This window comes from Asticcacaulis sp. AC402 (assembly GCF_000495835.1).
In the GTDB taxonomy this organism is placed as follows: Bacteria; Pseudomonadota; Alphaproteobacteria; order Caulobacterales; family Caulobacteraceae; genus Asticcacaulis.
This window is the reverse complement of sequence record NZ_AWGC01000006.1, coordinates 131562-158068: the sequence shown is the minus strand read 5'-3', so window position 1 is coordinate 158068 and position 26507 is coordinate 131562. Positions and strand designations below refer to the sequence as shown.

At 61.5% G+C, this 26507-nt stretch carries 19 protein-coding genes; 8 read left to right on the top strand and 11 right to left on the bottom strand.

Going from position 1 to position 26507, the window contains the following annotated elements; all coding sequences use genetic code 11:
- Positions 1–201: 201 nt before the first annotated feature.
- The 4 genes from tssD to ABAC402_RS24230 all read right to left on the bottom strand — a co-directional run bounded on the left by tssD (position 202) and on the right by ABAC402_RS24230 (position 3720).
- Positions 202–711, bottom strand: a complete 510-nt coding sequence (gene tssD, locus ABAC402_RS24245) for a type VI secretion system tube protein TssD (RefSeq protein WP_023448256.1) — start codon at positions 709–711, stop codon at positions 202–204.
- Between the two features lie 92 nt (positions 712–803).
- Entirely contained in the window at positions 804–1607 is an 804-nt protein-coding gene (locus ABAC402_RS24240; protein ID WP_031235161.1) for an N-acyl homoserine lactonase family protein, read from the bottom strand.
- A gap of 72 nt (positions 1608–1679) precedes the next feature.
- Positions 1680–3377: a hypothetical protein gene (locus ABAC402_RS24235; protein ID WP_023448254.1), complete on the bottom strand. Its 1698-nt coding sequence runs from the start codon at positions 3375–3377 to the stop codon at positions 1680–1682.
- A gap of 106 nt (positions 3378–3483) precedes the next feature.
- Positions 3484–3720 carry a hypothetical protein gene (locus tag ABAC402_RS24230; RefSeq protein WP_023448253.1) on the bottom strand — a complete coding sequence of 79 codons (237 nt, stop codon included), beginning with the start codon at positions 3718–3720 and terminating at the stop codon, positions 3484–3486.
- A gap of 248 nt (positions 3721–3968) precedes the next feature.
- Between ABAC402_RS24230 and ABAC402_RS24225 the strand changes: the two genes are divergently transcribed.
- The gene (locus ABAC402_RS24225) at positions 3969–4685 is read left to right on the top strand and encodes a TIGR02594 family protein (RefSeq protein ID WP_023448252.1); all 717 of its coding nucleotides are present in this window, start codon (positions 3969–3971) and stop codon (positions 4683–4685) included.
- Here the strand turns inward: ABAC402_RS24225 and ABAC402_RS24220 are convergent.
- Entirely contained in the window at positions 4673–5464 is a 792-nt protein-coding gene (locus tag ABAC402_RS24220; protein ID WP_023448251.1) for a M12 family metallopeptidase, read from the bottom strand. The genes ABAC402_RS24225 and ABAC402_RS24220 overlap by 13 nt on opposite strands.
- A 373-nt stretch (positions 5465–5837) precedes the next feature.
- Between ABAC402_RS24220 and ABAC402_RS0119750 the strand changes: the two genes are divergently transcribed.
- Positions 5838–6272: a DUF1493 family protein gene (locus ABAC402_RS0119750; RefSeq protein ID WP_155847302.1), complete on the top strand. Its 435-nt coding sequence runs from the start codon at positions 5838–5840 to the stop codon at positions 6270–6272.
- 3 nt (positions 6273–6275) lie between these two features.
- Here ABAC402_RS0119750 and ABAC402_RS24215 read toward each other — a convergent pair whose 3' ends face one another.
- Positions 6276–7538 (bottom strand): DUF3422 domain-containing protein, encoded by a 1263-nt coding sequence (locus ABAC402_RS24215; RefSeq protein ID WP_023448249.1) that lies wholly within the window; start codon positions 7536–7538, stop codon positions 6276–6278.
- Positions 7539–7699: 161 nt separating this feature from the next.
- Between ABAC402_RS24215 and ABAC402_RS24210 the strand changes: the two genes are divergently transcribed.
- Positions 7700–8032: a hypothetical protein gene (locus ABAC402_RS24210; RefSeq protein WP_023448248.1), complete on the top strand. Its 333-nt coding sequence runs from the start codon at positions 7700–7702 to the stop codon at positions 8030–8032.
- Here the strand turns inward: ABAC402_RS24210 and ABAC402_RS24205 are convergent.
- Genes ABAC402_RS24205 through ABAC402_RS24190 form a run of 4 tightly spaced genes read right to left on the bottom strand, consistent with a single transcriptional unit; the run spans position 8029 to position 15386 of the window.
- Positions 8029–10614, bottom strand: coding sequence for a glycosyl hydrolase 115 family protein (locus tag ABAC402_RS24205; protein WP_023448247.1), 2586 nt, complete (start codon positions 10612–10614; stop codon positions 8029–8031). The genes ABAC402_RS24210 and ABAC402_RS24205 overlap by 4 nt on opposite strands.
- Before the next feature lie 21 nt (positions 10615–10635).
- A complete protein-coding gene (locus ABAC402_RS24200; RefSeq protein WP_031235159.1) occupies positions 10636–12111 on the bottom strand; it encodes a DUF5597 domain-containing protein in 1476 nt (491 codons plus the stop codon).
- Between the two features lie 2 nt (positions 12112–12113).
- Positions 12114–12947 (bottom strand): GDSL-type esterase/lipase family protein, encoded by an 834-nt coding sequence (locus ABAC402_RS24195; RefSeq protein WP_023448245.1) that lies wholly within the window; start codon positions 12945–12947, stop codon positions 12114–12116.
- Between the two features lie 18 nt (positions 12948–12965).
- Positions 12966–15386 (bottom strand): glycoside hydrolase family 3 N-terminal domain-containing protein, encoded by a 2421-nt coding sequence (locus ABAC402_RS24190; RefSeq protein ID WP_023448244.1) that lies wholly within the window; start codon positions 15384–15386, stop codon positions 12966–12968.
- A gap of 172 nt (positions 15387–15558) precedes the next feature.
- On the opposite strand from ABAC402_RS24190, the gene ABAC402_RS24185 reads away from it, so the two are divergent.
- From ABAC402_RS24185 to ABAC402_RS24175, 3 genes are read left to right on the top strand one after another with little or no spacing between them, the layout of a single operon-like run.
- The gene (locus ABAC402_RS24185; protein ID WP_023448243.1) at positions 15559–16674 is read left to right on the top strand and encodes an endo-1,4-beta-xylanase; all 1116 of its coding nucleotides are present in this window, start codon (positions 15559–15561) and stop codon (positions 16672–16674) included.
- Between the two features lie 3 nt (positions 16675–16677).
- Positions 16678–18363, top strand: coding sequence for a glycoside hydrolase family 43 protein (locus tag ABAC402_RS24180; RefSeq protein ID WP_023448242.1), 1686 nt, complete (start codon positions 16678–16680; stop codon positions 18361–18363).
- 48 nt (positions 18364–18411) lie between these two features.
- Complete coding sequence (locus ABAC402_RS24175; protein WP_023448241.1) at positions 18412–18933, top strand: hypothetical protein; 522 nt, start codon at positions 18412–18414, stop codon at positions 18931–18933.
- 184 nt (positions 18934–19117) lie between these two features.
- Here the strand turns inward: ABAC402_RS24175 and ABAC402_RS39110 are convergent, their stop codons facing one another.
- Positions 19118–24223 carry an FG-GAP repeat protein gene (locus ABAC402_RS39110; RefSeq protein WP_023448240.1) on the bottom strand — a complete coding sequence of 1702 codons (5106 nt, stop codon included), beginning with the start codon at positions 24221–24223 and terminating at the stop codon, positions 19118–19120.
- A gap of 147 nt (positions 24224–24370) precedes the next feature.
- Here ABAC402_RS39110 and ABAC402_RS24170 point away from each other — a divergent pair, with 147 nt between their 5' ends.
- Both ABAC402_RS24170 and ABAC402_RS24165 read left to right on the top strand, forming a co-directional pair.
- Positions 24371–25030, top strand: a complete 660-nt coding sequence (locus ABAC402_RS24170) for a response regulator transcription factor (protein ID WP_023448239.1) — start codon at positions 24371–24373, stop codon at positions 25028–25030.
- Entirely contained in the window at positions 25027–26412 is a 1386-nt protein-coding gene (locus ABAC402_RS24165; RefSeq protein ID WP_023448238.1) for a HAMP domain-containing sensor histidine kinase, read from the top strand. Before ABAC402_RS24170 ends, ABAC402_RS24165 begins: the two co-directional genes overlap by 4 nt.
- Positions 26413–26507: the final 95 nt, after the last annotated feature.

Genomic DNA, 26507 nt, shown 5'->3' with positions numbered 1-26507 from the left:
TTATCGGCCGGAGAGTTGGGCTCGCAATTGGCGCGGCCCCTTTTTCGGCACTTTCTGTTGGGTCTCGCCGCCAAAGCCTTAGCCGCTATCGAGAATCTTTTCCGTGGGATCGCACTCGCTGAGATTATGGGCGGACCATAGCCAGGGCACCTGAAAGGGCGCCCTGGACGCGTGCTCCGGAAGATAAGGACGCGATAAGGTCTATTTCGCCCCCCAGTCATCGTCGGCCGTGATGGACCCCTCGACATGCGTGATGGTCATTTTCTGATAGCTGATGGTGATATCGACGACCGGTTCGACCGCATCGCTGTCGCCCGTACGGTCATGGATATTGACCGACGTGATCTTGGCGCCGCTGAATTCCAGTGTGGCGGTATGCCCGACAATGCCCGACGGAAGAGTTGACCAGTTGGTGTATTTGAATTGACTTAGAACCTCTCCGTTAACGGCCGCATTGACCAACATCGGCGTCGCCTTGGACCAGCGCAGGGTAAAGGTGACCGGCGGCTGGAAGCGGCGCGTTGAGGCGCCGGGCGCGCTGTAGTCGAAAGCGATGACCGTGTTCAGGCCTTCCTTGCCCTTGGCCGTGACGTCGCCCTTGATTTCGCCTTGCTTGCTACCCTTTATCTGAAGAAAGCCGGCATCCGCCGCAGCGGCCGTCGACATGACCATTCCGGCCATGATCACCAGGACTCCTGCCCATTTACGCATCTGTACCCTCCCGCGATTGGTTTTGTTACACGAAAATGCCATGGTCGCTGCAGCGGCACAACCCGGTTATCACAGGTATCGGCTCGCGAAGCTCAGTCGGCTGCCTTGGGGAAGGCCGGCAGCTTGGCGATATCGCGCGGGTCGTGCTGGATGATGACTGTGGCGTTCAGGTTTTTGGCGATCTTCTTGAAACGGTCCAGAGAGGCCAGGCTGTCGGCACGGTCGGTGTTGAAACCCGGGACTTCGTTGCCGTCATAGGCTTCATGAAAATGGGCCAGGTCGCCCGAAATCAACACATAACCATTGGCCTTCAGCTTCACCAGGAGACTGTGGTGGCCATCGGTATGGCCCGGCATGTTCAGCATGACCACGCTACCGTCGCCAAAGACATCCTTGTCGGCCGGAACAGGTTCACTCTTGCCCGTGCCAGACACCCAGTGAACCAGAGGATCGTCGGCCTTGTTGGCCGCCTTGATCTTGTCCCAGTCGCCCTTGCCCAGCAAAAGGGTCGCCGCTGGGAATGAACTCGCCTGACCGGTATGGTCGCCATGGATATGGCTTATGCCGACATATTTGACGGCATAAGGTTTCACACCCAATTGCGTCAGTTGGTCGATGAGGCTGGTCTTGACGATGGTCGTGCCGTCATCACGCCTGGCGCCCTGGTTGAAGCCGGCATCCCACAGGAGATAATCGTTCCCGTGCTGCACCAGGTAACAACTGGCGACAAATGGTTTTTTCACGCCGTCGAAGGTGTGGGCGTCGGAGAACCACGCCACATCGCGTTCGCCCATATCGCCGCAATCCAGCCGGGTCAGCTTGACATCCGTCGACTGGGCCTGAGCGAAACCGGCGGACGCGAACGCAAGAACCAGGGCAAGGGTAAGCGACTCCATGGTCTTCTCCATCGTTGTTTCCCGACAGGTGCAGTATCGCTGCCGTCACGTCAAGCTGGAGACGAACGCCCCTTACCTAAGCCAACGGGCGCCCAGGCCGTCGCCGCCGTCCTGCATTTCCACCGAAACGCTGGTCTCCCCTTGCTTGGTGACGATCAGACGACGGTCCCACAAAATGAAGACAGCCTTTCCGCTGTCATCGAACCTGCTCCTGATGGTGCGTTGAATCCTGAGGCTCTCCGCATCCTTGATCGCCACGCGAAAATAGGCATAGGCACCTTCATTGTCTTCTTTTTTGTTGCGATAGAAATACAAAACGACATTGCGAACATCATCAGGCCCCAGCGCGACCTCTTCGTACCTCGGAAGCCGTGGCGTAAAAGAAGGCGATCCGCGCTCAATTACATACGACGGAACCGTTTCCCAAACCTCAGCGTGGTTCCAGAAGGACGTCGTCCCGATTTCGTCGGGCGAGAAACAGGTCATGCGTGTCGCATGTATAGTCGCGCCGAAAAGCTTCGGCGGGGCGACACCACCACACCAGCCGCTCAGGAAATAAGGCTGACCGTTGTTATAATTGCCGTCGACGAGGGTTTCATAAAATATCTCACCGGCTTTGAGCGTGCCTTGTTGATCCGGTTGATCCAGCATCGGGTAACGCTTCTTGGAGGTTTCGAGCAGCCGGACCTTGCGATGGAAGCGACCTTTGAAGGTCAGCGTAACGCCTTCCGTCGCCGCCTTACTGCTGTCTATCACCAGGCTGTTCGGATCGAGATCAAGTGTGCCAAGCCTCCAGAGGTCCACAGGCCGCGCTGGTGCCCCCGCGATGGTGTCATCGACGCTGGTGGCCTTATCTGCCAACTCAGGGTTTTCAGCAACCAGATCGACATAGCCCTCGTAGATAAAGCGACTGCCCTTTTTGGTAAAAGCCAGATCCAGCCAGGCCATCCGCAGAACATCGACCTCGCCTTCCTTTCGCGTCATGTTGCCGAGGGTCTCGTTCGAAAAGCCGAGCGCGATCGTCGAATTTCCCTTCCTCAGGCTCCATACAAATCTGTTGTCCAACATGGAGGACGGGAAGGCAAGCAGTTCGGCTGTCATGTCGCCCGGCGCCGGCACCTGGGGCGTCATCGACGGCACGCCGCCCTTGTAGTCGGCATAGACCTTACTCGCACTCCGTATGCTGCCAGAATCACCGTCGGTCTGCGGAAAGCGGTAAAATGCGTCCCCCTCACCGTACCCCTGGGTGGAGGTGTACATTTTAATTTCGCCGGTTTGGTCCTTGCCGAAGCACAAGGCCTGTTTTTCGACCTTGTTGTTATGCAAAACGACGAACGCCGAGCCGCACCAGTCCTCGTATCCCGTTCGGGCGCCGGGTGTCTGAGGCAGGAACCGCCGGTACATCTGGGTCCCCTTGTACATCTTCGCGTTATCAAACGCGAAGTCGGCGTCCAGGGTCGCCGCTTGACGGAAACGAACCGGTACGCTGAGCACGACCTGGTTCTTGGCCAATCCCAAAAAGCCGTCCTTCAACGGGCCATCGACGATGGTCACCTCGCCAGTCACTTCAAAGTCAGGCGCCAGGGCCCGCGCGACGTTGATCTGCAAGGCCGCCTGTCCGGCGCGCTCGCGCACAAGGGTCATGTCGGCAAACGGCTTGCTCGTCGCCAGGGGTTCGCCGGTGGAAAAGCGCCCGTTTTGGGAAAAAGCAGGTCCAGCGGCGAGCAGCGCGCAGGTGGCCAACACGACGGCCAAAGATGTACGGATCATGATTTTTTCCCCAGAGGTAGCCCATCAATAAATCGGGCTCGATGTCGGCATTGGGTGAGCAATCTAGCGTTCGCCTTTTGGGCGATCAAGCGCAAACGCCGTAACGTCAAGCCACCCGGCGCCGCGGTGACACAGTCGTGTTGTAGATGACATGAATGGCCGGCGCTTCGGGATTGACGGGCAGTGCCGTGCCGCGTTCGTCGTACAGGAACTCGTCGATCGCGAAAATCTTAGGCTTCAGCCGCTTCTGAATAACCAACTCCGGGCGCGGATACCCCGCCAGTTCGACCCAGCAGCAGTCAAAAAGCTTGTCGGAAAAAGGTTTGGATGGGCTGCGCGCCACGCCGGAAGGTCCTGTGTACTTGGAAACGCGGCCTTCTGCGCGAGCTATGTTTTTAATTTGTTCCAGACATAAGGCCTCCGTCAAGCGAAATCTGCCCCAGGCTTACACTCTGGCAGAAACAGGCCTTAAACGCCCCGGATCGAGTCGCAGACAAATTCCCGTGAAATGGAAAAATCACGACAGAAAACACCCCCAAAAGTGGTATTCACGGAACCGGCCAGGGTGGGTCTGATCAAGGGAGGCATTTCATGTCGGTAAAGCAGCGCGTAACGGCAATCCAGCAGGCCCTGGCGGCCAAGGGGTTCAGCCCCGGCAATATCGACGGCGTGTGGGGCCGCCGCACCGACGCTGCCGTCAAGGCGTTTCAGGCCAAGGCAGGTTTGCAGGTCGACGGCATCGTCGGCCCCAAGACGGCCGATGCGCTGTTTGGCCATGCGGTGCCGGCAGCGGAACCGCTCGACGACGTCAGTCTGATGTGGTTTCAGGAGGCGCGACGGCTTCTGGGCGTGCGAGAAGGTTCAGGCAGCGCTAACAATCAGATAATTCTGGACTGGGCTACGGACGCCGGCATCCCCTACAAGAGCGACGATATTGCCTGGTGCGGGCTGTTTGTCGCCCATTGCATCGGTTCGACCCTGACGACGGAAGCCCTGCCCGCCAATCCATTGGGCGCGCAAAACTGGCTGCGGTTCGGCGCCCCGTGCACCGTGCGGCCGGGCGCCGTCCTGGTGTTCTGGCGTGAAAGGCCGACCAGTTGGAAGGGCCATGTCGGCTTCTATGCCGGCGAGGACAATGTCGCCTATCACATCCTGGGTGGCAATCAGTCGGACAAGGTCAGCATCGCCCGAATCAAGAAGGATCGCCTGCTGCCGAATGGCGTGCGCTGGCCGGCGACGGTGCCCTTGAGCAGTGGCGGTCCGGTCAAGGTCGCGGCCAATGGGGGGCTTTCGCGTTACGAGGGCTGATCCAGGCCGTGGAAACGACGTTCGATGGCAGCGTCCTGGATTGAAATGGCGCATTTCTGACCGACTTTGCGGCAGCGCGGTGGCAGGTTGGCGAACTGCGGCAGGCAGGCCTTTTCGGCAGCCTTGCCTTTGGCAGTCAGGGTGAAGATGCGACCCCAGCGTGGGTCTTCCTTGTGGCGCGGCGTCTGGCTGGCCAGGTAGTGCATCAGCGAGCAGGGGTCGTAGTCCGAGGTCAGGCGCATGGCCTTGGTCGGAAAGGCGTTGCGGACATCATTGCAGACGGGGTCGAACTTGAGCCCGCAAGTATCGAGGTGGGTTTGAAGGAAGGGCTCGATCGTCAGGAAGTTGGCGCGGTCGGTGCGCTGATGCTCGTGCGCCAGGCCCAGGGTGTGACCGAATTCATGCAGGATGGAACCGTAATTGGCGCCAGGCTGGATATTGACCTGGTTGCCGATCGGGAGATAGCCAACCGTGGCGGTGGTTGCGTTTCGGTTCAGGTTGATCTGCACGGAGTCGATCCGGTCGCGGGCGATGAAGCGGACTCCGGACCTTTGGTACCAGTCGTCCATGGCCTTGCACACCTTGTGGGCGGCAGAGGCGGCCGGCCATTTGGCCCATCCGGTGCAGTCCTTGCTTTTTGTACCGGCAGTTTTGAGCAGGTCCGGTGTCAGGTGATACGGCACCGTGGCGTTGGGCCAGGGCCTGGTACTCTTCATCACCGAGGCGGCATCGGTAGCCGAAGGCAACAGGAGGATGAGGAGGACAGGCCAGATTTTCATGCTGGATTACCATAGCGCGATTGTGGAAATGTGGGCAAGCTGGCGCCGAGCTTGATCCATTTGACATCGTGACTGAGCCAGGAATGGTGGGTCGTTGGGAAGGCGTCGGGATCGCCCATGGAACAGGTGGTGACGTCAACCTCGTCCGGTTTGTTGGCGTATTCCTAGGTCAGCCCGGTTCGCTAGGCGGTACAGAATTTTCATATGACGTGCGGCACCGCTCAAGCAGCCGTCTCCGTGGATTGGGATTGGGGTCATGAGGCAGGTGTAGCCAGTTAGCGCCGTGCGGTCATGGTTTGGAACACTCGAAACGGATTTTTTGCTTTTACGACCTGGGTTGCCGTTCGAATGCGGCGGTGCCATTAATCGGCTTATGACCGCGCCATCCCCTGAACTGGAAGCCTTTGTCAAAGAGTATGGCGACGTCCCCCCTCCCGACGCCGACCTGTTCAAAATTCTGGGACTTGACGGTGACTGCTGCGACGAATTTTTGGAGGCATTTCGCGAACGGTTCGGCGTCGATATGACGCCGTTTCTTTGGTACTTTCATCACGACGAAGAAGTCGGCTCGCGGCTTGGCCGCCTTCTGTTCAAAGCGCCCGCCCAGCGCGTTCAGCACATACCCATCACATTGAATCTACTGCAGCAAGCCGTCGATGCCGGACAATGGCCCATCCAGTATCCGCCGCATACCTTACCGCGACGCCGTTGGGACTTGTGGTTCGCGCCGCTGGACGCGATCCTCTTCGGACTGGTCGTCGTGGGGGTGATTTTGGGCTTTAAATGGCTTTTCGGACTCTTCTGGTGACAGCTACTCGGCCTGTTCCTCGATCCGCTTTTTGCGGTGATAGATAAACAACCACGCCAGGCCCACGATCACGGCAATCATCGGTCCGTACAACCAATGTGCTACTTCCTTGGAAACCACGGAATCCACCACATACTTCAACAGGCTGAAGACGTAGTAGCTGACCGCAAACACCGATAACCCCTCGACCAGGCCCGACAGCTTGATCTGCAGTCGTGCCCGCAAATCCATGCTCTTCAAAAGATCCTGGTTCTGAGTTTCGAGCGAAATCGAGATTCGCGCCCGCAAAAGATCGCTGACCCGGCCGATCCGCGCCGAAATCTCATCCAGTCGCCGCGACGCCGCATCGCAGGTCCGCATCGCCGGCCGTAACCGCCGCTCAATGAACTCCTGCATGGTCGAAAAGCCCTCGACCCGGCTCTCACGCAAAGACACCAGCCGGTCTTCGGCCAGTTGCGCGTAGGCCCGCGTCGCTCCCTGGCGGAAACTGACCTCGTTAACCCGCTGCTCGACCTCAGCCGACAAGCCCATCAACCGTTCCAGAATCTGTTCCTGGGAAGCCGACTGGCTGGCCATGTCCGACGTCACCGCCGCCAGCCGCGCCTCAGCTTCCTTAAGCCACCCCATTAACCCACGCGCCACCGGAAAGCCCAACAGGGCCAGCTTGCGATAATGCCCGATCTCGATCAGATTCTGGAGAAGACGCGACAGCTCGTCATTTTGCAAACCGCGGTCATGGACATAGATCCGCCCTGCCCCGCCCTCATGCATCCGGAAATCCGACCAGATCCGCGCCTTGCCACCAAAGACGTCGCAACACACCGCCTGCGTCAGGTCGATCGACGCCTGAAGCTGCGCAGGCTCTGGCTCATACGAGAACACAGCGATCTCTACGCTGCGGAACACCGTCCCCGGCGCCTCGGACAACCAGGCGAAATCCGCCGTCTTCAGGCTGCAAAAACCCAATCCGTTCTGCGTCGCCGCATCCGGGTCGACCTGCGTGGTGAACTTGAGATAGGTCGAAAACTCGCCGTGACGCTCCCAGATCATACCGCCGGTCTTGCCAATGTCGTGGAGGGTCCAGCCCTCGGCGCCGTGATCGCCGGGCAGGCCGTCGATCCAGGCCCGCTCGGCCGCCCGCTCCTCGTCCGTCAGCAGATAGACCCAGCTGCGCACCACGGCCGGTGCGGCGAAGACGGGAATGACACGGGCATGCATCAGGTCGCTGAGCGAGGCGCGCAGGGGATGGTCGGCAGGACGGGACATGGACTCAACGGGTGTGGCTGTTTGATTGACCAAGGTATAGCAGGCGCAACCCTGACACGGCGTCACTTCCTGTATCCTGTTGCAACAATTGTCAGACCAGCCCCAGACCGGCATGGGTTCCTTACCGGCGCAGCAATACCCTGCCCGGTGAGAGGTGACTGATGCCAAAACGCAAACTTCCCGGAGCCATCGCCTTCACCCGGTGGACGAGTCTCGGCTGGCAGACGGCCCAGATGATGGCGGCCTCAGCCCAGGTAATCCGCCATCGTGTGAACCGCATGGCGATGGCGCAATTCCCACTCAGCCCTAAGGACAGGACCGAATTTATGCTGATGGGCCAGGAAAAGGCCGCCGCTGCCGCTGAGTCCATTGCCGCGTTGTCGTTGGGCGTCATGCGCCAGGACTCACCGGAAACCCTTAGCCGCAAAGCCATTAAGCCTTTCCACAGCCGCGCCGTGGCCAATGCCAGGCGATTGAAGAAGACCCGAACCTAATTCTGATAGCTGCGCGACGGCCCAAGATAGGACGGCTTCAGCCCACCCGTATCCAGGACAAGCTTTTGCAGCACGACATTACCGTCGATGCGGAACACCTTGATCGTATGCGCGCCCGCCTTCAAACCCGGAAACGCGGCTTTCAACACGTGGATGTTGTTCTTGACGGCCTCGTTCCAATCCGGCGCATCCGGCTTCAGATCAAAACTCAACACCTGAACCGCCCCACCATCGATCGAGACACCGATCCGCAACCCGCCCTGCCCCTGCGTATCCAGGGTCGGCGCCAGATAGAGGTGCAGCGTCGCGTCAGCGTCATTCGCCGTGGTGACATCGTATTCCAGCCGCATCGGCGACTTGGCCGCGGGGTCCGACGGCGGCGCGTTCTGCGGCAAGCTGATCACGGCGCCAACGGTCCGGCCCAGATCCGGCACCAGTTCCCAGTAGACATCGCCTCCGATCTCGCTGAAGGCTCGAGTGAAAAACTCGGCATCAATCGAGACATAGCCGTGTTCGTCGGTATAGCTGCCGCCATAGTGGCGCGGAATCTCGATAACCGGGACATCGCTATAATCGGCCTGTGCCGGTTGCCGAGCGGGCACAACGCCGTTGACGGGCAGGCGCGTGACGGTCGGCATAATGTCCTTGTCAGGCTGCTGCCAGTTATCGTAGCCGATATGGGTCTGCGACATCATGTGGTTCCACTTTCCGCCCAGCAGCGCATGGAATTCGGCGCTGATAGCCTTGTCGCGTTCGAAAGCCTGCTCGGCAATATCGGCTGATCTGTTTGCCGCCGCGGCATCGCCCTTGGCGACATAGGCCTGGTTGTCGGCGACGGCATTGTAGAGCTCATAGACATTGGCCGCCGCAGCGATCGGATGGTGGACCAACTGGAAATAGGCCGCATCAGACTCCGGCCCCAACTCCGCCCGGACCTCTTTTGACGCCGCCAGCATGTCCTGCCAGTCGCGCGTCATCACCTTGAAATCCGGGTTCGCAGAAAACACGCCGGCATCCAGCAACTCCGGCTTGCGCCGCGCCAGCCATTTCGACGAGTCGGTCAGAAGGTAAGAAATCGTATTCGCCTGCTCGGCGCCGAACTGCTGCTCGGCCCAGTTGGCCGGATAAGCATAGAGGGCATTGACGTCCATAGCCTCGGGGTTCCAGGCCATGTCGAGGAAGAAGTCGAGCGGGAACTCCATCGGCTTCAGGTCGCCAACATTGACGATCCACAGCCGGTCGGCGCCGGACGCGTAGGCCAGGTCCATCTGCTGCCAGACCTTTTCGATCTGGTTGGTGTTCAGCCACTTGTAGTTCCGCGGTCCCCCGACATAGTCGAAGTGATAATAGACACCATGACCGCCCACGCGAGGCCCCGCCCCCGCTTGGGGCAAACGCCGGATCTGGCCCCAGTTGTCATCCGCGAACAAAAGCGTCACGTCCTCGGGCGCCTTCATACCGTGGTCGTAGTAATCCTGAACTTCTTTGTACAAAGCCCAGACCTGCGGCGTCTGGGTCGCCGGTTTGCCCGTTACCTCTTCGATAATCTTGCGCTGGTCAGCCACGATGGTCTCTAAAAGCGCTGTCGCCGTGCCTTCGGTCATCGGCTCGTCACCATCGCCTCGCATGCCCAGCGTAATCACCTGTTCATGGCCGCGCGCTCTTTCCATCCCACCGCGCCAGAATGTGCGCAGGTTCTCAGCGTTGCTGCGATAATCCCACTTGCCGGACATCAGCCCAGCGTCCTTCTGGCGCTGCCATTCGACATGGGCGCGCGCCATCGGTTCGTGGTGCGAGGTACTGAGTACTACGCCGTAACGGTCGGCCATCTCCAGGCTCTTCGGGTCGTCGTCGGGAAGCGACTTGCCCCACATGGCCGGCCACAGGAAATTGCCCTTCAGACGTAGGTTCAGTTCAAAGACATGGCTGTAGAACTCGGCATTAATGCCGCCGAACTTTTCGCGCGCCCAATTGCCCAGCGCCGGCTCCTCATCATTGAGGAAGAATCCGCGGTATTTGACGACCGGCGCGTCCGAGCGCACACCGGCCAGAACCGTCACATCGGCCTGGCGCACTACCGGCACATCGGCCCACCAGTACCACGGCGATACGCCGATTTTTTCGGAAACATCATAGGTACCATAGACGGCGCCGCGAGGATCAGAACCCGTTATCACCAAGGCCATAGGCAGGCCCGGCATCGGCCCGACAACAACCTGCTGAACATATCCTTCCCATTTTTGAGAAATATCCATCAGGTCCAGTTTGCCGTCGCGCACCAGGCCGTCGATGACCGGCTGCCCAGCCTGGCCGATGATCACCACCGGCCCGCTCACGCCGTTCAGGTTATGAACTATGGCCGGTTTGACTCCTGAGACCCGTTCCAGGTCGGCGGCAAAATCCCTGGCCACCTGTTGTACCGGCGCGGCGGAACTCGCATCGACATACACCGTGGCCGGCTTGCCGCCGGAGATCAGGGCAAAGCCATCCTGCTTGCTCTTGCACACCGCCACCGGGCCTTCGCAGGCCAGCGCCGCCACGGGCGCCAGCCAGACCATCGCCGCCAGCCAAATCGCCTTCATGATACACTCCCAGCTCTGTTCTTAATTATATTTATAGAGTTTCAGCCTCTGCACACCCCATGTATCCGGCGGCAGACGCAGATGCCGTCCCTGGTGGGTCTGATCGCCATTCAGCCACCTACCCGGCACGAAGACGCCGTTTTCATAGGTACCTTCAACGACCTGTTCCATCCCGATCCGTTCCTTGCCGGTATCAGCAAAGGTCAGGGTGACGCCAGAGCCGGCGACGACAAACTCGTCCTTGCCGGTCTGAATGATCATCGCGCCATGGCTATTGGGGTTTTGCTTGTCCCTGGCCGTCCACGGATCGATAAAGGCGGCCGTAAAGCGACAGCCGCCCAGTTCGAACACCTGCGGCGTGGTATCGATGACCCCGTCATAGTTGATAGGCGCCCGCAGCCCGCGCATCGTCTCTTTACCGCGCTGGGCATTGATCAGGGGCGCCAGGCTGTCCAGCAGCGCATAGGCCGAAATCAACGGATCGCCGTCGGGGAGGTTCTCGATCGAAAACGGCGAGAAGCCGATCGCATCCAGTTCCCCTATGGCATAATACGCATTGGCAGAGGCCACCGCATCACCGGCATAGTGGGCCTCGGGGATAAACAGCGGATTGCCTTTAAAAGCATAGGGCTTCACCCGCTCGACGAAATCCGGAAAATAGATGTCCGGCGACAGCATGTCGACACTGGGTGCCACGCCCTTCCAGATATCGAACAGGTGTGGCAGCGGTCCGGCCGACGGATATTCGCCCGGCAACTTGCCCGGCCGGTTCAACGCCGCATTAACATACATCGGCAGGTCGTACTGCGCCTTGCCGGCCTTGGCCATGGCCTCGACGAAGCGTGCATAGCTGCGCGCCTGGAAGCGCTCCTCCGTATCGCGCGTCACCATGAATTGTTTGGTCGCCAGGTCGGAGTGATCGCGCGCCGACGGCAGCATCCCGATCTCGTTCTCGATCTGCACCATGATGACCACGCCGCTGGTGTCCACCTGTTTCAGATGGGCCATGAAGGCCGAAAACGCCTTCACATCGGCCATCAACAGATCCTCATCGAACGGCGTCAGGATATCCTGCGCAACGCCTTCCGCCGACCGTGCCCGGGTAAACCGCTTCTGATCCGTCTTGACCCAGGCGGGAGCATAGGTCGACATCGAATTCTTCCACGCCCCGAACCACAGGATGACCAGCTTCAGGTCGCGTGCCCTGGCCTCGGCCAGCAGGGCGTCGGTGACGGTAAAGTCGAAACGGCCTTCGACCGGTTCGATCTGGTCCCATTCTACCGGCACCAGCAAAGTGTTCAGGCCAATGGCCTTAGCCTTGTCGAACACCGGGGCCATCTGTTTCGGATCGGATACCGACGAATTGCCGACCTCACCACCCAGGATCAGGAACGGCTTGCCGTCGACCATCAATCCCTTATCGCTCAACCGAGCCGGCAGGGCCTGAACACCAGACGCGAGCAACGCGCCCACAAGGATCAGCGCCGGCAGTTTCATCATTATCTTCCTCGGCTCATGGCCTTGTCAATGGACGCCAGGGCGATCGGGGTCATGGTGGCATAGCCGGCCGCATTGGGATGGACCGAGTCCGCGCCCAGAGTGGCCTTCAGACCACCCTGCCCGTCCCCCAGCGCTGGCCAGTAGTCGGCATAGACGTGGCCGTGGTTGGCGCAGAACGTCTTGATCCACGCATTCAGAGTCTGGATCTCGCTCGAGCGGTTGCCCAGGGCCGGGCGCCAGGCAAAGCTGGTCGCTGGCGGCACTGAGCCCATCACCACGCGGATGTTGTTGGCCCTGGCCATGGCGGCCATGGCCATCAGGTTGTTACTCGTCGTCACGAAGTCGTACGGATCGAGGTTTTCGGCGACATCGTTGGTACCGGCCATGACGTGCACCACCAGAGGCTTCAGCGCGATGACATCCGGCTGAAAACGTACCACCATCTGGGCCGTGGTCTGGCCGCCGATGCCGCGCCCGATCAGGCCGTTCTTCGGGAACACCTCACCGGCCTGGACGGGCCAGGCATCGGTGATCGAGTCGCCCATCAAAACGGCACGACGGTTGAAGGCCGCTAGCCGGATAACTTCGCGGTTGGCCGCCTTGTAGCGGTGCAGATTGGCCCAGTCCTGACCAATCCACGCGACCTGCGGCGATGGCGGTGCGACGGCCTCGACCTGATCGCGCAAGGCGACCGGGTCAGTCGCCAATTGTGGTTCGTTAACCGACAAGAGCACATTGACAGGCAGGGCTTGGGCCCCTGCCGTCTTCGCCAAACCCAAAGACGCACCCGCCAGGATGGCCCCGCCAAGAATACCGCGCCGTACCACGCTCATCGCCTACTCCGCCCGTTGTCAGGCGACCGTCAGGGTCACCGTCTTCAGGTCGACACTATTCGGACCGGCGGAGATCGTAAAGGTCCCAGGCTCGACAACACGCTGCATGTCCATGTTGTAGAACTGCAATTCCCGCGGCGTAAGCAGGAAGGTCACAGTTTCGCTGGCGCCCGGCGCCAGAGTAACGCGCTTGAAGCCCTTCAGTTCCTTGACCGGGCGGGTGACCGATGAGAAATCGTCGCGGACATAGAGCTGGACGACCTCGTCCCCGGCAACAGCGCCGGTGTTCTTGACGGTAACCTGAACCCGGACGCTGTCGGAGATGCCGATCGTGGATTGCGACAGGGTCGGGGTGCCGATGTCGAACGTGGTGTAGGACAAGCCAAAGCCGAACGGGAAAAGCGGCTTGGTCTCGCCAGCGAGGTAGCCGCGGCGGGCGGTGGGTTTGTGGTTGTAATAGACCGGCAACTGGCCGACGCTGCGGGCAATCGTCACGGGTAACTTGCCGCCCGGATTGGCCCGGCCGAACAGGATGTCAGCAGCGGCCCAGCCGGTTTCCTGACCCAGGTACCAGCCCTCGACCAGGGCATCGGCCTTTTCCGCCAGCAGGTTGACCGACAAGGGACGTCCGTTGAGCAGGAAGACGACGGTTGGCTTTTTCAGCGCGAAGATGGCGGCGGCCAGGTCGTTCTGCTGGCCCATCAGGTCCAGCGAATCGCGGTCGCCGAGGTGGTTGTCGGCCCAGGCCTCGCGCGAAGTCTGTTCGTTGTCGCCCAGCACCATGATGATGGTGTCGGCCGACTTGGCGGCTTCGACGGCGTCGGCGATCAGCTTGGCATTGACGGCCGGGTCAGTGAAGTTGACCTGATCCTGACCCCAGATGCGCTGCTCGGTGATGCGCACGGCCTCGCTGTAGGCGACCGCAAAACCCTGGGCCTTGCCCTCGGCCTGCAAACCTTCCAGAATCGACACGACCTTGCGCGGGATGTCGGAATAACCGCCGATCGGCGTGTCCCTGGCGTGGGTGCCCAGCACCAGCACCTTGCCGACTGCCTTGCCATCCAGAGGGAGGATTCCGTTGTTCTTTAGCAGGACCACCGACTTTTGCGCCGCCAGACGCGCTAGAGCGACAGCGTCCGGCATGGCGGTCAGGGAGTCGGCCTTTTTGGCGTCGGCGTAGGGGTTTTCGAACAGGCCGGCCTGGAACTTCCATTCCAGGATGCGCTTCACCGGTTCATCGATCTCGGCCTGGCTGACGCGGCCGGACTTAACCAGGTCGACCAGCTTGCCATAGGTCTGGTTGTCCGGGGTTTCTATGTCGACGCCGGCCTTGATTGCGCGGTAGGCGGCTTCGGTCACATCCGGCACCAGCTTGTGTCGGGTGATCATTTCATTGATGGCGAAGTAGTCGGACACCGTCATGCCCTTGAAGCCCCACTCGCCGCGCAGGATGGTGGTGAGCAGCCATTTGTTGGCATGCGACGGCACACCGTCGATTTCATTGTAGGACGGCATGACCGCCGCGATCTTGGTTTCCTTGATGATCTTTTCGAACGGCGGGAAGAAGTCTTCGCGCAATACGCGCTCGGATATCTGCGCCGGCCCGACATTGGTGCCGTTTTGCGGCTCACCATGGCCGGTCATGTGCTTCAATGTCGCCAGCACCTTGTCCTTGGCCAGAGGCAGGGTGTCACCCTGGAAGCCCACCACGGCCGCCTTGCCCATTACGCCGCACAGATACGGGTCTTCACCGTAGGTTTCCTCGATCCGGCCCCAGCGTGGATCGCGGGCGACGTCGACGACGGGAGCCAGGGCCAGGTTGGCGCCGCGGGCGCGCATTTCACGGGCGCAGACGCTGAAAATCTTTTGTGCCAGGTCGGGATCGAAGGACGAGGCCAGGCCAATCGACTGCGGGAAGCTGGTGGCGTCGCGGGCGACGAAGCCGTGCAGCGACTCCTCGTGCATAATCATCGGGATGCCGAGGCGGGTCTGTTCCATCGCCCACGTCTGGGCGGCATTGATATAGGTGGCCGTCTCAAACGCGTTGCGGTTGGCGACTGCGCCATTGTCGCCGGCGCCGGTCGCGACATTAACGCCGACGCGGTCGGACGGACGCGCGATCATGCCCAGCCCATTGGGGTAAACCTTGGTCGCCTTGGCCGGGTCGAAGTCGCCCTTCTCGCTCTGGATCGCCCCTTTTTGCTGCCAGACGCACAGCATCTGCGCGACCTTTTCGTCCAGGGTCATGCGGCCGATCAGGTCCTTGACGCGATCGGCAATCGGCCGGGTTGCGTCCTGGTAAGGCAGGAGGTCCTTCTTGACCTTCTTCTTTGGCGCAGCGGCGGCGGCGGTCGCCGCGCCGACGGTGAGGGCAAAGGACGAGGCGCCGAAAAGGCGGCGGGTCAGATGGGTACTGTGGCGGGGGCTTTGCGGCTTCATCTTGGTAACTTCCCTGTTTTATGCTCGGTCCTTGGTGAACCGGTTGGTCTGACCATAAACGCGCCCCCGGCGAATTTCCAGTATGGAATCATCGAAGCAGCGAGCTTGACGGCGCTGTGGATCAATGACAGTGTTAGCGGTAACACCAAAAAAAGACAACAGGGAGAATTTCATGTCTGAAAACTTTGCCGTGAACCGCCGCGCCGCCCTGGCCTCCGTTGCCGCGCTTGGCGCCGCAGCCGCCCTCCCGGCCTTTGCCGACAACGCAACACCGTTGAAAGACCTGGCCGCCGCCAAGGGCCTGCGATTCGGCAATGCCATCGGCATGGGCCCGTTCCGGGACCCCAAGGTCAAGGCGCTGATGATCGCGGAATGCAACGTCCTGGTCATGGAAAACGAACTTAAGATGTACGTCACGCACAACAACAATGCGACCGACTACAACTTTGCCCCGGCCGATGAATTGCTGGGCTTTGCCGAAAGCCACAATATCCCGATGCGCGGCCATAACCTCTATTGGGCACGCGACGAATTCACCCCACAATGGCTCAAATCTTACGATTTCGGGCCTAAGCCCAAGGTCGAGGCCGAGCGCCTGCTGCGCGACTATATCAAGGTCGTCACCACCCGTTACGGCGAGCGCATCTGTTCCTGGGACGTGGTCAACGAGACCATCGATCCGAAAACCGGCGAGGTCCGCGACAACGTCTTCACGCGCATTTTGGGCATGGACACCCTGCGCATCGCCTTCGAGGCGGCGCGCGAACACCTACCCAAGACCGAGTTGGTCTACAACGACTATATGAGTTGGGAAGCCGGCAACGAGGCCCATCGCGCCGGGGTTCTGAAGTTGCTGCGCTGGTTCCGCAACGAGAAGATTCCGATTGACGCCCTGGGTGTCCAGTCGCACATCGGCAACGGTTTCGATCTGCTGGGCGGCCAGGTCAATCAATGGAAAGACTGGCTCGACGCCGTGGTGGCGCTGGACCTCGACCTGCATATCACCGAGTTCGACGTCGACGACCAGCGTATTCCGACGGGCGATATCGAACAGCGCGACGCCATCGTGGCCACCGTCGGCCGCATCTATCTCGATCAGATGTTGAGCTATAAGCAGACGAAGGACGTAGTATTCTGGGGCATGCCAGACCACTACAACTGGCTGCAAGACTTCACGCCGCGCGAGGACAAGCTGCCGCTGCGTCCGACGCCGTTTGATGCCAATTTCGAGAAAAAGCCGCTGTACTATGCTATCGCGGACTCGTTCAAGAACGCCCCCGCGAGGTAAATCATGCGCCGTACCATCGCCCTCACCGCCTTGGCGGTCATCCTCAGTACCGGCCAGGCCGCCGCCCAGTCGCAGGCCGTCTTCACCGATACCGTCCTGCGCGGCAGCCACATGGTCGATCAGTCCTACCCGTTGGATGTGCCGGAAAAGCCGGGCTACTACCGCAACCCGATCCTGCCGGGCTATTCCCCCGACCCTTCGATCCATCGCGTCGGCGATACCTACTACATGGTCAACTCGACCTTCGCGCATTTCCCCGGTATCCCCGTTTGGAAATCGACCGACCTGGTCAACTGGACGCAGATCGGCAACGCCATCGATCGGCCGGGCATGCTGGATTTCAGCGGCCTGGGCATATCGCGCGGCGTGTTCGCGCCGGCGATCTCGTACCACGAAGGCACCTTTTACATCGTCAATACCTGCGTCGACTGTAAAGGCCAGTTCGTTATCACCGCCACCGATCCGGCCGGTCCGTGGAGCGATCCGGTATGGCTGCCGTTTGGCGGTATCGATCCGTCGATCTTCTTCGATGACGATGGCAAGGCCTATATCACCTGGAACGACGGTCCGATCGGCGAACCGGAGTATGACGGGCACCGCGCCATCTGGATGCAGCAGTTCGATCCCAAGACCCTCAGCATGGTCGGCGAGAAGAAGATGATCGTCAACGGCGGGGCGGATTTTTCGCAAAAGCCGATCTGGATCGAAGGCCCGCATATCTACAAGATCAATGGCTGGTACTACCTGATGCCGGCCGAAGGCGGCACCGCCGAAGGTCACTCCCAGGTCGTCTTCCGCACGAAAAACGTGTGGGGTCCATATGAGCCGTGGGAGAAAAACCCGATCCTGACCCAGCGCGATCTGCCGCGCGACCGGCCTAATCCAATCACCTCGGCCGGCCATGCCGACCTGGTGCAGACACCGCAAGGCGAATGGTACGCCATCTTCCTGGCCGTGCGCCCCTACGGCGATGATCTCTACAATACCGGTCGCGAGACCTTCCTGCTGCCCGTCAAATGGGTCGACGGCTGGCCGGTGATCCTCGACCGTGGCAAGGTCATTCCCTTGTCGGAAAAGCGCCCAAAGGGCCTGGGCGATGCGCCGCAGGCCAGTCCCCATTACCAGGACATTTCGGGCTATGATCCACTGAAATGGCTGTCGATTCGGGGCCCGTCGGATGGTTTCCTCAGCGTCAGCAACGGCGGAAAGGTCTTGACCCTGAAGGCGTTGTCTCAGCCGATCGGCGACGTCAACGCCAACCCGGCCTTTGTCGGTTTGCGCCAGCAGAGCAACTTCACCGCCATGGACACGAAGGTGGCGTTTACGCCGAACGAAGGCGATCGCGCCGGCCTGCTGGCGGTTCAGTCGGATGATGCCTGGGTGTTTTGTGGTGTCACCAAACGTAACGGCGTGACGGAGATCGCCTTGATCCAACGTGCCAGTGCCGACGATCCGCGCGACGGGGTCGTCCTGAACGCCCAGCCAGTCGACGCGAAGGACGGCGTCCATGTCACCTTAGGCGTCCGCCGTGAAAAACTGTACTGCATGTACAACCCGGCCGCCGACCACATGAAGACCGACAAGAAGCGCCTCGCCTGGGACGCAGACGCCACAGTGCTGAGCACACGTAAGGCCGGAGGCTTTGTTGGTACGATTATCGGGCCCTATGCCTATAGCCAAAAGCCGTAACCGGATGTAGCTTCCTTGGAAACGACAAAAAACTCCAGGGAGTTACCAATGCAACGTCGCGATTTTCTTATGGGCGCAATGTGCGCCCTCGCCTTTACCGCAGCGCCGGCCTTTGCCGAGGATAAGCTGATCAACGACCCGAGCTCTGGCTGGCAGGTCTATGGTCAGCAGACCAACAAACGGGTCAGAGACTCAGCCGTCCAGGGCGGTTATGCCATCGAGGTCAAGATTCCAGCCAAGGGCGCCAATTCATGGGACAGTTCCGCCCAGACTGACATTACCGGCGACATCAAAAAGGGCGACAAGATCCTGGCGGCTGTCTGGCTGAAGTCCAAGACCGAGGATGGTCAGCCAGCGCGGCTCAACATGCGGCTTCAGGTCAATGCTGCGCCCTACAATGCGCTGGTTGAAAGTTCGCAGACCGTGGGTGCAGAGTGGCAATTGTATTCGATCCAGACTGTGGCGACGCAGGACTATGACAAGAAGACGACCGTGCTGGTCGTGCATCTCGGCGGCGCCAAGCAGACCGTGTATATGGGGCCGGCGTTCGTCCTGATCCCGGGGGAATGATACCAGGCAACGATGATGCTGACTCATCATTGCCTGGCAAGGGTGACCGCCCGCCCGAGCCTTTGCGAGGAGCCATGCGGCGTTTGAGCTGAAAAAAAGCAAATACCAACCGCAAAGTAGGCGCAGTATGTGTCTATCATTTCAGTGGTTGGCATTAGCCCCCCGGGATCCGTCGAAGGCGCAGCTACCAGACGATATGGCTCAGCAGGCCAGGGTCGGACGCCAGCATCGAGATGACCGTGACCGAGTTTCCACCGCCCAGATCGATGACCGTGTCGGCGCCGGACTGATAGATGCTGGCCGTCGTCTGGGCGTGGTAGGCGCTCAGATCCAGCTGGTCACCGTCGGCGGCATTGAAGTCCATAACGCGATCGGCGCCGCTGGCCAGACCGAAGACGAAATCATCCGCGCCCGCCCCGCCGGTCAGCCCGTCATTGCCGCCACGACCGACGATTTGATCGTGACCACCGCCACCCATAAGGATGTTTGACCCGGAACTGCCAATGAGGAAATCGTCGAATTCTGACCCCGTCAGATTCTCGATGGAAGCTAGCGTATCGGTTCCCGCGCCGCCGGTAACCTGAGCAAGCCCGGGCATGGACAGGCTGACCGAAACCCCCGCCGCCGCCAAACCATAGTCGACCGTATCCGTTCCGGTACCGCCATCTAGCGCATCATTGCCTGCGTCCCCGGTCAGAAGGTCCGCGCCAGAACCGCCCGTAAGGGCATCGTCGCCCGTCCCGCCGGTTATCGTGTCGTTACTGCTTCCGCCGTCCAGTGTATCATTGCCGTCGCCGCCGTCCAGCGTGTCCGCCCCCGTTCCGGCCAGCAGGAAATCGTCGCCCAGTTGCCCGGTCAACACGTCCGTGCCGCCACCGGCATCTATCGTGTCATTGCCATCGCCGCCGTCAATCTGGTTGGCGGAGGTCGATCCCGTCAGATTGTCGGCAAAGGCCGAGCCCGTAACGTTTTCGACCGAGACAAGCGTGTCGGTTCCGGCGCCGCCGGTCACCTGGGCCGCACCGGACAGGCTGAGGTTCACAGTCACAGCGCCCGCTGCCGCGGCATAGTCGGCCGTATCATAGCCGGTACCGCCATCCATCAGGTCGTCGCCGGCATCGCCCGCGATGCTGTCATTGCCTGAGCCGCCCAGCAGCTGATCGTCGCCAGCGCGCCCGGACAGGTCATCATTGCCGCTGCCGCCGGTCAGGCCATTGGCGGCGCTGTTACCCAGCAAAACATCGTCGCCCGAGCCGCCGATCGCGTCTTCGATCACGGTCCGGGTTGCCTCCGTCAATCCGCCCGTTATCGCAGCCACGACATTGGAACTGTTCGACGTCAGGGTGACGGTCGTCCCCCGTCCAAGCTCAGTGACCAGATTGGCGTAGACGCCCGTGACATCGGCCGTCACAGCGAAGATCGGGATGATATTCGCCGCTTCCAGCGCGGCCTTCAGTTGCGCCACAAAGGGATAGTCCTCGCCAAGTCCATTGCCATCGATAATGGCATCGCCATCATTCGGCGTGGTGATGCCCGCCGCCGCGCCATCACCCGCGACATGGAAGGGGGCGTCGGTGAACAGGATGACAAACCGTGCGGATTCCGTGCGGAAACCCGCCTCGGCAGAGGTCAGGGCCAGATGCATCAGCGACTCGATCTGTGCCTCGGGGGCGTCCACGCCATTGCGGATGGACAGGCTGTTATAGGTGCTTTCAAAGGCGGTCACATCCGAGGTCAGAGATTGAGCCAGGTGGTAGACCCACTCGCCAGGCGCGCCGAACGGCGATATCGGCTTGTCGACAAAGTCGGAAACGCCGAACCGACTGTCGGCCTGCACGGCACGCAAGGCCGTGACAATGGCAGGCACCAGGGCGCGCACATTGGCGATGTCGTCGCCGAAGGAGCCGGTCAGATCCTGCAAAAACTGCACGTCCAGCGGACCGGATACGGTACCGCCCTGCCCCAGCTCGCAGACTTCGTTTTCGATCTCGGACTCGGTTTCACCGGACAGATCGATATAGTTGTCTTCTGTGCCATCATGACAATCAATCGTGTCATGACCCAAGAAGTCCTCTATTTCCGCCCAGCCGCCGTCAACCAGATAGACGTCATCGCCACTGCCGCCCGACAGGGTGTCATGGCCGGACGTACTGACCAGATCGTCATGGCCGTCACCACCAAGTTCGAGGTCATCACCGCCGCCACCATTGAGCACGTCGTCTCCGGCACCGCCTTCCAGGATATTATTGCCCGTATTGCCGGTCAGGGTGTGCCCTGAACCCAGAAGCCGCGCCACCTCCACATTGGCCTGAAGGACATAGTCGAAGGTCGCAATAACGGTATCGTACCCGGCGCCCGCCGACTCGACGACCACGTCCATAGAACTGTCGATCAGGTAGGTGTCATCACCGAGACCACCCGAGAGACGATCACCTCCGGCGCCGCCATCCAACAGGTCGTTGCCGTCACCGCCATAAAGGCTGTCATTGGCCACAGTACCGACCAAAACGTTATCGAGGGCGTTGCCACGGCCGACACGCGCACCGCCAACCAGGGTCAGATTTTCAACATTGGAGCCAAGGGTCCAGTCGACCGACGCAACGACCCTGTCGGAGCCCCCGGCCAGAAGCTCGGTCGTCCGGTCCGCAACGCTATCGACATAATAGGTATCATTGCCGGCCCCGCCGCTGAGGCTGTCCGCGCCCAGACCGCCATCCAAAACATCGTGACCGGTGGTGCCGGTGATCAGATTGTCGAGACCGTTGCCCGTTGCGTGCCGAGCCGCTCCCGCCAGCACCAGCCGTTCGACCTGATCGCTCAGCACGTATCCATCGACCGTGGTCGTCACCGTGTCAGTTCCTTCCAGGGCCGACTCGAGCACCACGTCACCGGCATTATCGACCAGGTAGCTGTCATTACCCTTGCCGCCCGTCAGGCTGTCAGCCCCGGCGCCACCGTCCAGCACATCACTGCTGGTTGTGCCGAACAGGCTGTTGGCCAGGGCATTGCCCGTTCCCCGCCGCGCCGCGCCGCTGAGGCGCAGGGTTTCGATATTGGCGCCCAGCGTGTAGTCAACCGTTGTGGTGATGACGTCCGTGCCTTCGCCCGAGGCCTCGACGACCAGGTCTGCGACGTTGTCGACCTTATAGCTGTCGTCCCCCAGCCCGCCTATCAACTGGTCCGAACCGGCGCCACCATCCAGCGTATCGGCGAATGCCGTACCCGTGAGGATATTGGCCAGGCTGTTGCCCGTCCCCGCCCGCGCGGCACCGGTCAAAACCAGATTTTCGAGATCGGCGCCCAGGACCCAACTGCGTGAGGCATAGACCGTGTCCGTTCCGCCGCCGACCAGTTCGGTAACGACGTCGTTCACCGTATCGACAGAGTAGGAATCGTTGCCGGCCCCACCGACCATGGTGTCGCCACCGGACATTCCGTTCAGCGCATCACCTCCGTCCGTCCCGGTCAGGGCATTGGCGAGACTGTTGCCGGTGCCGGCAAGGCCCCATCCCTTAAGGGTCAGGTTTTCAAGATTTGCCGCCAGCGTCCAGTCGACCGAGGCCACAACCTCATCAAGGCCTTCACCAGCGACTTCGATCGTCGCGTCACCGGCGTCATCGACATAGTAGGTGTCATCGCCGGCGTTTCCGGCCATCTCATCGGCACCCTGGCCACCATCGACCAGATCGTTACCGCCGCCCGCCGCCAGGGTGTCATTACCATCAAAGGCATAGATGGAATTCGCCGTGTCGTCGATCTTGCGCGTGCCACCATAACCGGCCGTCATGAGGTCATCGGACTGGGTGCCATAGATGTTGAGATCCGGCTGCCACAGGTCGCTGGCATAGACCACGCTGACCGACTCGGTAGAACCCGGCGCGCCAACCACCAGGTCGGCGCGACCGTCACCGTTCATGTCGCCGTTGACCGCCACGGCCGCCCCGGTCAGGCTGCCAGAGCTGCCAACAATCTTGGCTCCGCCGGCGCCTTGCGCGACCAGCGACAGGTCGACCACCTCGCCTGCGCCGCCCCACACCAGATAGACAGCGCCGGCGTCGTATCCGCCTTCACTGTTGTGCGGGGTGCCGATGACCAGATCGGCGACGCCGTCCTGGTTGAAATCCGTGCCGCCGCTCACCGAAGCGCCAGCAAGATCGCCCGCCTGTTCCGCCACAATCGCGAAGCCACCGATACCGGCCTCGACGTCGGACAGGAACACCGCGTCGCCCGTCGCCTTGCCGAAGACGACATAGGCCTTGTCACCGGCCTGTGTCGTGATCAGCAGGTCGGATAGACCGTCGCCATTAACGTCGCCAATCGCGGCAATGCCGGCGCCGGCGCCTTCGCCGGCCAGGCCGGTAATCTTGTAACCGCCAGTGCCGGCGGCAACCAGATCCAGATTGACCTGGGTTGTGGTCGACTTGCCCCAGACGACATAGACGGCCCCGGCATCTGTGCCGCCGCCATCATTGCCCGTCGCTCCCACCACCACCTCGGCCTTGCCGTCGCCATTGAGATCAGCCAGGCTGGCCAGGGTGATGCCAGCTTCGTCACCGGCGGATTCCCCTACGATCTTGAAGCCACCCGTTCCGGCTGCCACATTGACCAGTTGAACGGCCGACGCCGAGGTCTTGCCCCAAACGACATAGGCGCTGCCGGCGTCGGCGCCACCGGCGTCATTGCCCGGCGCGGCGATCAGGATCTCAGAGCGCCCGTCACCATTCAGGTCGGCGATGGCGGCCATGGCCAGGCCGGCATGGTCGCCGGCGGCCTCGCCCTTCATGACCCAACCGTCACCCCCGCCGGAAAACGGATCGCCCAGGTCGACACCGCCGCCGGGCAGGCCCCAGATAACAAAGCCGGCGCCGGCATCAACAACAGCGCCTTTTTCCATCAATGGCGCTCCGATCAGGATCTCTCCGCGAGCATCGCCATTCATATCGGCGACGCTGCCGACGGCCGCGCCGGCCATGTCGCCGGCATTGACGCCATCGATGATCATGCCGTTGATGGCATCCGGAAGAACGTCGGACGTGCCGCCCGTGGCCAGGCTGAATCGGACATAGATGCGACCGGCATCAATGTCCTTGTCGTCATCCCCTGCGCCGCCGACGATCAGGTCGGCCACGCCGTCGCCGTTGATATCATTCAGGCCCGACACCCAGCGCGCGCTGGGAAACGTCAGCGGCGTCAGCGACACGGAGCCCGGTTCGTCAGCCAGCAGTTCATAGGCTTCATCCGCCTCCGTCAGCAAGGTGGACAGGTACAGTTTGGTCACGGGAAGGGGCATGGGAAATCTCCGGTTGGGGCCTTTATCGCTGTGCAATGCCTCGCCAACCTGAAGCCAACCTGAAGACGCGATGTTTTCCTGATGATGTGACAGAGTTGCCTTTGCCTACCGTCGCGCCTAACGTCCGGACTCGATGGAGAGATCGCCATGCGCCTGTTGCTGATTGAGGATGACGCCATGCTGGGCAGCGCGGTCCGCGACGGGCTGACGCCGCACCATGCTGTCGACTGGGTCAGGACGCTGGCCGATGCCGCCCTGGCGCGCAGCACCACGACCTATGACCTGGTCCTCCTGGACCTGGGCCTGCCCGACGGTTCCGGTCTGGCCTGGCTGACCCAGTTACGGCGTTCCGGCGACAGCACGCCCGTGCTTATCCTGACCGCACGCGACGCCGTCGGCCATCGCATCGAAGGCCTCGACAGCGGCGCCGACGACTACCTCGTGAAACCCTTCGACCTGGACGAACTGATCGCCCGGTGCCGCGCCCTGCTGCGGCGCGCCTCGGAACATGTCGCCCTGCGTGAAGTGGCGCCGGGCGTTGATTACGACCCGCAGGCCCGGCGCATCCTGTATCATCATCAGGCCGTGTACCTGTCGGCGCGGGAAATGGCGGTGTTCGAGCGCCTGGTGGCGGCACGCGGCGGCATTGTCAGCAAGGGCCAGATCGAAGAGTCACTGTATGACTGGTCACGCGACATCGACAGCAACACGGTCGAGGTCCACATCTCGTCAATCCGCCACAAGATGTCGCGCGACGTTATTCAGACGGTGCGCGGCATGGGCTATCGCTTGGCGACCCAAACATGAAGACCTATTCCCTGCACCGCGCCGCCCTGCTCAGCTTCCTGCCGGCCCTGCTGCTGATCGTCGCCGTCAGCCTGGGCGCAGCTTTTGTCTCGGCCTCGCGTGAGGTCAACCGCGCCGCGGACGCTGAAATGTCGCATCTGGCGGGCACCTTGAACCTGCTGACCCGGCATGAGGCTCTGGAAGGCGAAGACATCGCAGCCACTCTGGGCAGCCGCGTCGAGCAGGTCCAGACCCTGGCCGAGGAACGCATCGCCTTTCGCATCTGGGGCAGCGGAACGCTGGTTGCGACCTCCGCCAATACACCGGACTCGGTCTTCGACCCGGCACCGGCCGGCGAAGGCTTTCGCACCGTCAACGGCGCCAACGGAAAATGGCGCATGCTGACCCTGGTCGACAAGGCCGACAATGTTATCGTCGAAGTGGCCCAGGACATGACGGCGCGGCGTGAGGCCGTTTTCGAGGTCGGCGCCAGCGTGGCCCTGCCCTTGCTGGTCATGCTGCCCCTGGTTCTGGTCGCCCTGTTCCTGGGGCTGGGTCGCGTCCTGGTCCCGTTTCGCGCCCTGTCCGAGGACATAGCCGCCCGTGATGCGGCGCGGCTCGACCCGCTGGTTCCGGCGGTGCTGCCGCGTGAGATATCGCCGCTGGTGACCTCGCTCAACAGCCTGCTCGGACGGCTATCCCAAAGCCTGCAGCGCGAACGCGACTTTACCGACAATGCCGCCCACGAACTTCGCACGCCGCTGGCCGCACTCAAGACCCGGGCCCAAGTGACATCGAAGCTGATCGAACCCGACGACCGGGCGCGCGCCTCGATGGACGAACTGCTCCAGATCGTGGATCGCACGGCCGCGGTGGTCGACCAGATGCTGAGCCTGGCACGGCAAAAGACGCAGCACGCCGTCGGCCTGTGCGATGTCTCCGGCACCGTGGCCGCAGCCGTTGACGCCGTACGCCACAGCGCGGCGGCGCGCGACCACGCCTTGTCCGTGGCGATTACACCGGGCGTGCGTCTGCCGGTCGATGGCGCCGCCATCACCGCCATTGTCCGCAATCTGGTGGAAAACGCGGTCCTGCACACGCCTGAAGCCACGCAGGTGCACATATCCCTGGCTCAGACCTCAAGCCATGTGACCCTGAGCGTTGCCGATCAGGGGCCCGGCATTCCGGCTGACAAACGCGATTTCATCACCAGCCGCTTCGCCCGCCTCAATACCCGGGCCCCTGGGAGCGGACTGGGTCTGGCCATTGTCAGTGACATCTGTCAGCAGACCGGCGGTGTGCTGACGATCGACGACAACCTGCCCGCCGGCACCCGGTTTCAGGTCACCTGGCCGGTGGCACTTTTCCTCGGCCAGGATAACGGCCGTCGAACCACGGCTTAGCCGGGATTACCGACCCAGCACCACCTTCCAGTGCTACGTGGAGCGGCCCGCACCCATGCTGGCCGCCGACGATCGCCCGCGACCAACCGGGCTAA

Coding starts and splice junctions, on each gene's coding strand:
- tssD (WP_023448256.1), bottom strand. CDS start 711: ATGCGTAAATGGGCAGGAGTCCTGGTGATCATGGCCGGAATGGTCATG.
- ABAC402_RS24240 (WP_031235161.1), bottom strand. CDS start 1,607: ATGGAGTCGCTTACCCTTGCCCTGGTTCTTGCGTTCGCGTCCGCCGGT.
- ABAC402_RS24235 (WP_023448254.1), bottom strand. CDS start 3,377: ATGATCCGTACATCTTTGGCCGTCGTGTTGGCCACCTGCGCGCTGCTC.
- ABAC402_RS24225 (WP_023448252.1), top strand. CDS start 3,969: ATGTCGGTAAAGCAGCGCGTAACGGCAATCCAGCAGGCCCTGGCGGCC.
- ABAC402_RS24220 (WP_023448251.1), bottom strand. CDS start 5,464: ATGAAAATCTGGCCTGTCCTCCTCATCCTCCTGTTGCCTTCGGCTACC.
- ABAC402_RS0119750 (WP_155847302.1), top strand. CDS start 5,838: ATGACCGCGCCATCCCCTGAACTGGAAGCCTTTGTCAAAGAGTATGGC.
- ABAC402_RS24215 (WP_023448249.1), bottom strand. CDS start 7,538: ATGTCCCGTCCTGCCGACCATCCCCTGCGCGCCTCGCTCAGCGACCTG.
- ABAC402_RS24210 (WP_023448248.1), top strand. CDS start 7,700: ATGCCAAAACGCAAACTTCCCGGAGCCATCGCCTTCACCCGGTGGACG.
- ABAC402_RS24205 (WP_023448247.1), bottom strand. CDS start 10,614: ATGAAGGCGATTTGGCTGGCGGCGATGGTCTGGCTGGCGCCCGTGGCG.
- ABAC402_RS24200 (WP_031235159.1), bottom strand. CDS start 12,111: ATGAAACTGCCGGCGCTGATCCTTGTGGGCGCGTTGCTCGCGTCTGGT.
- ABAC402_RS24195 (WP_023448245.1), bottom strand. CDS start 12,947: ATGAGCGTGGTACGGCGCGGTATTCTTGGCGGGGCCATCCTGGCGGGT.
- ABAC402_RS24190 (WP_023448244.1), bottom strand. CDS start 15,386: ATGAAGCCGCAAAGCCCCCGCCACAGTACCCATCTGACCCGCCGCCTT.
- ABAC402_RS24185 (WP_023448243.1), top strand. CDS start 15,559: ATGTCTGAAAACTTTGCCGTGAACCGCCGCGCCGCCCTGGCCTCCGTT.
- ABAC402_RS24180 (WP_023448242.1), top strand. CDS start 16,678: ATGCGCCGTACCATCGCCCTCACCGCCTTGGCGGTCATCCTCAGTACC.
- ABAC402_RS24175 (WP_023448241.1), top strand. CDS start 18,412: ATGCAACGTCGCGATTTTCTTATGGGCGCAATGTGCGCCCTCGCCTTT.
- ABAC402_RS39110 (WP_023448240.1), bottom strand. CDS start 24,223: ATGCCCCTTCCCGTGACCAAACTGTACCTGTCCACCTTGCTGACGGAG.
- ABAC402_RS24170 (WP_023448239.1), top strand. CDS start 24,371: ATGCGCCTGTTGCTGATTGAGGATGACGCCATGCTGGGCAGCGCGGTC.
- ABAC402_RS24165 (WP_023448238.1), top strand. CDS start 25,027: ATGAAGACCTATTCCCTGCACCGCGCCGCCCTGCTCAGCTTCCTGCCG.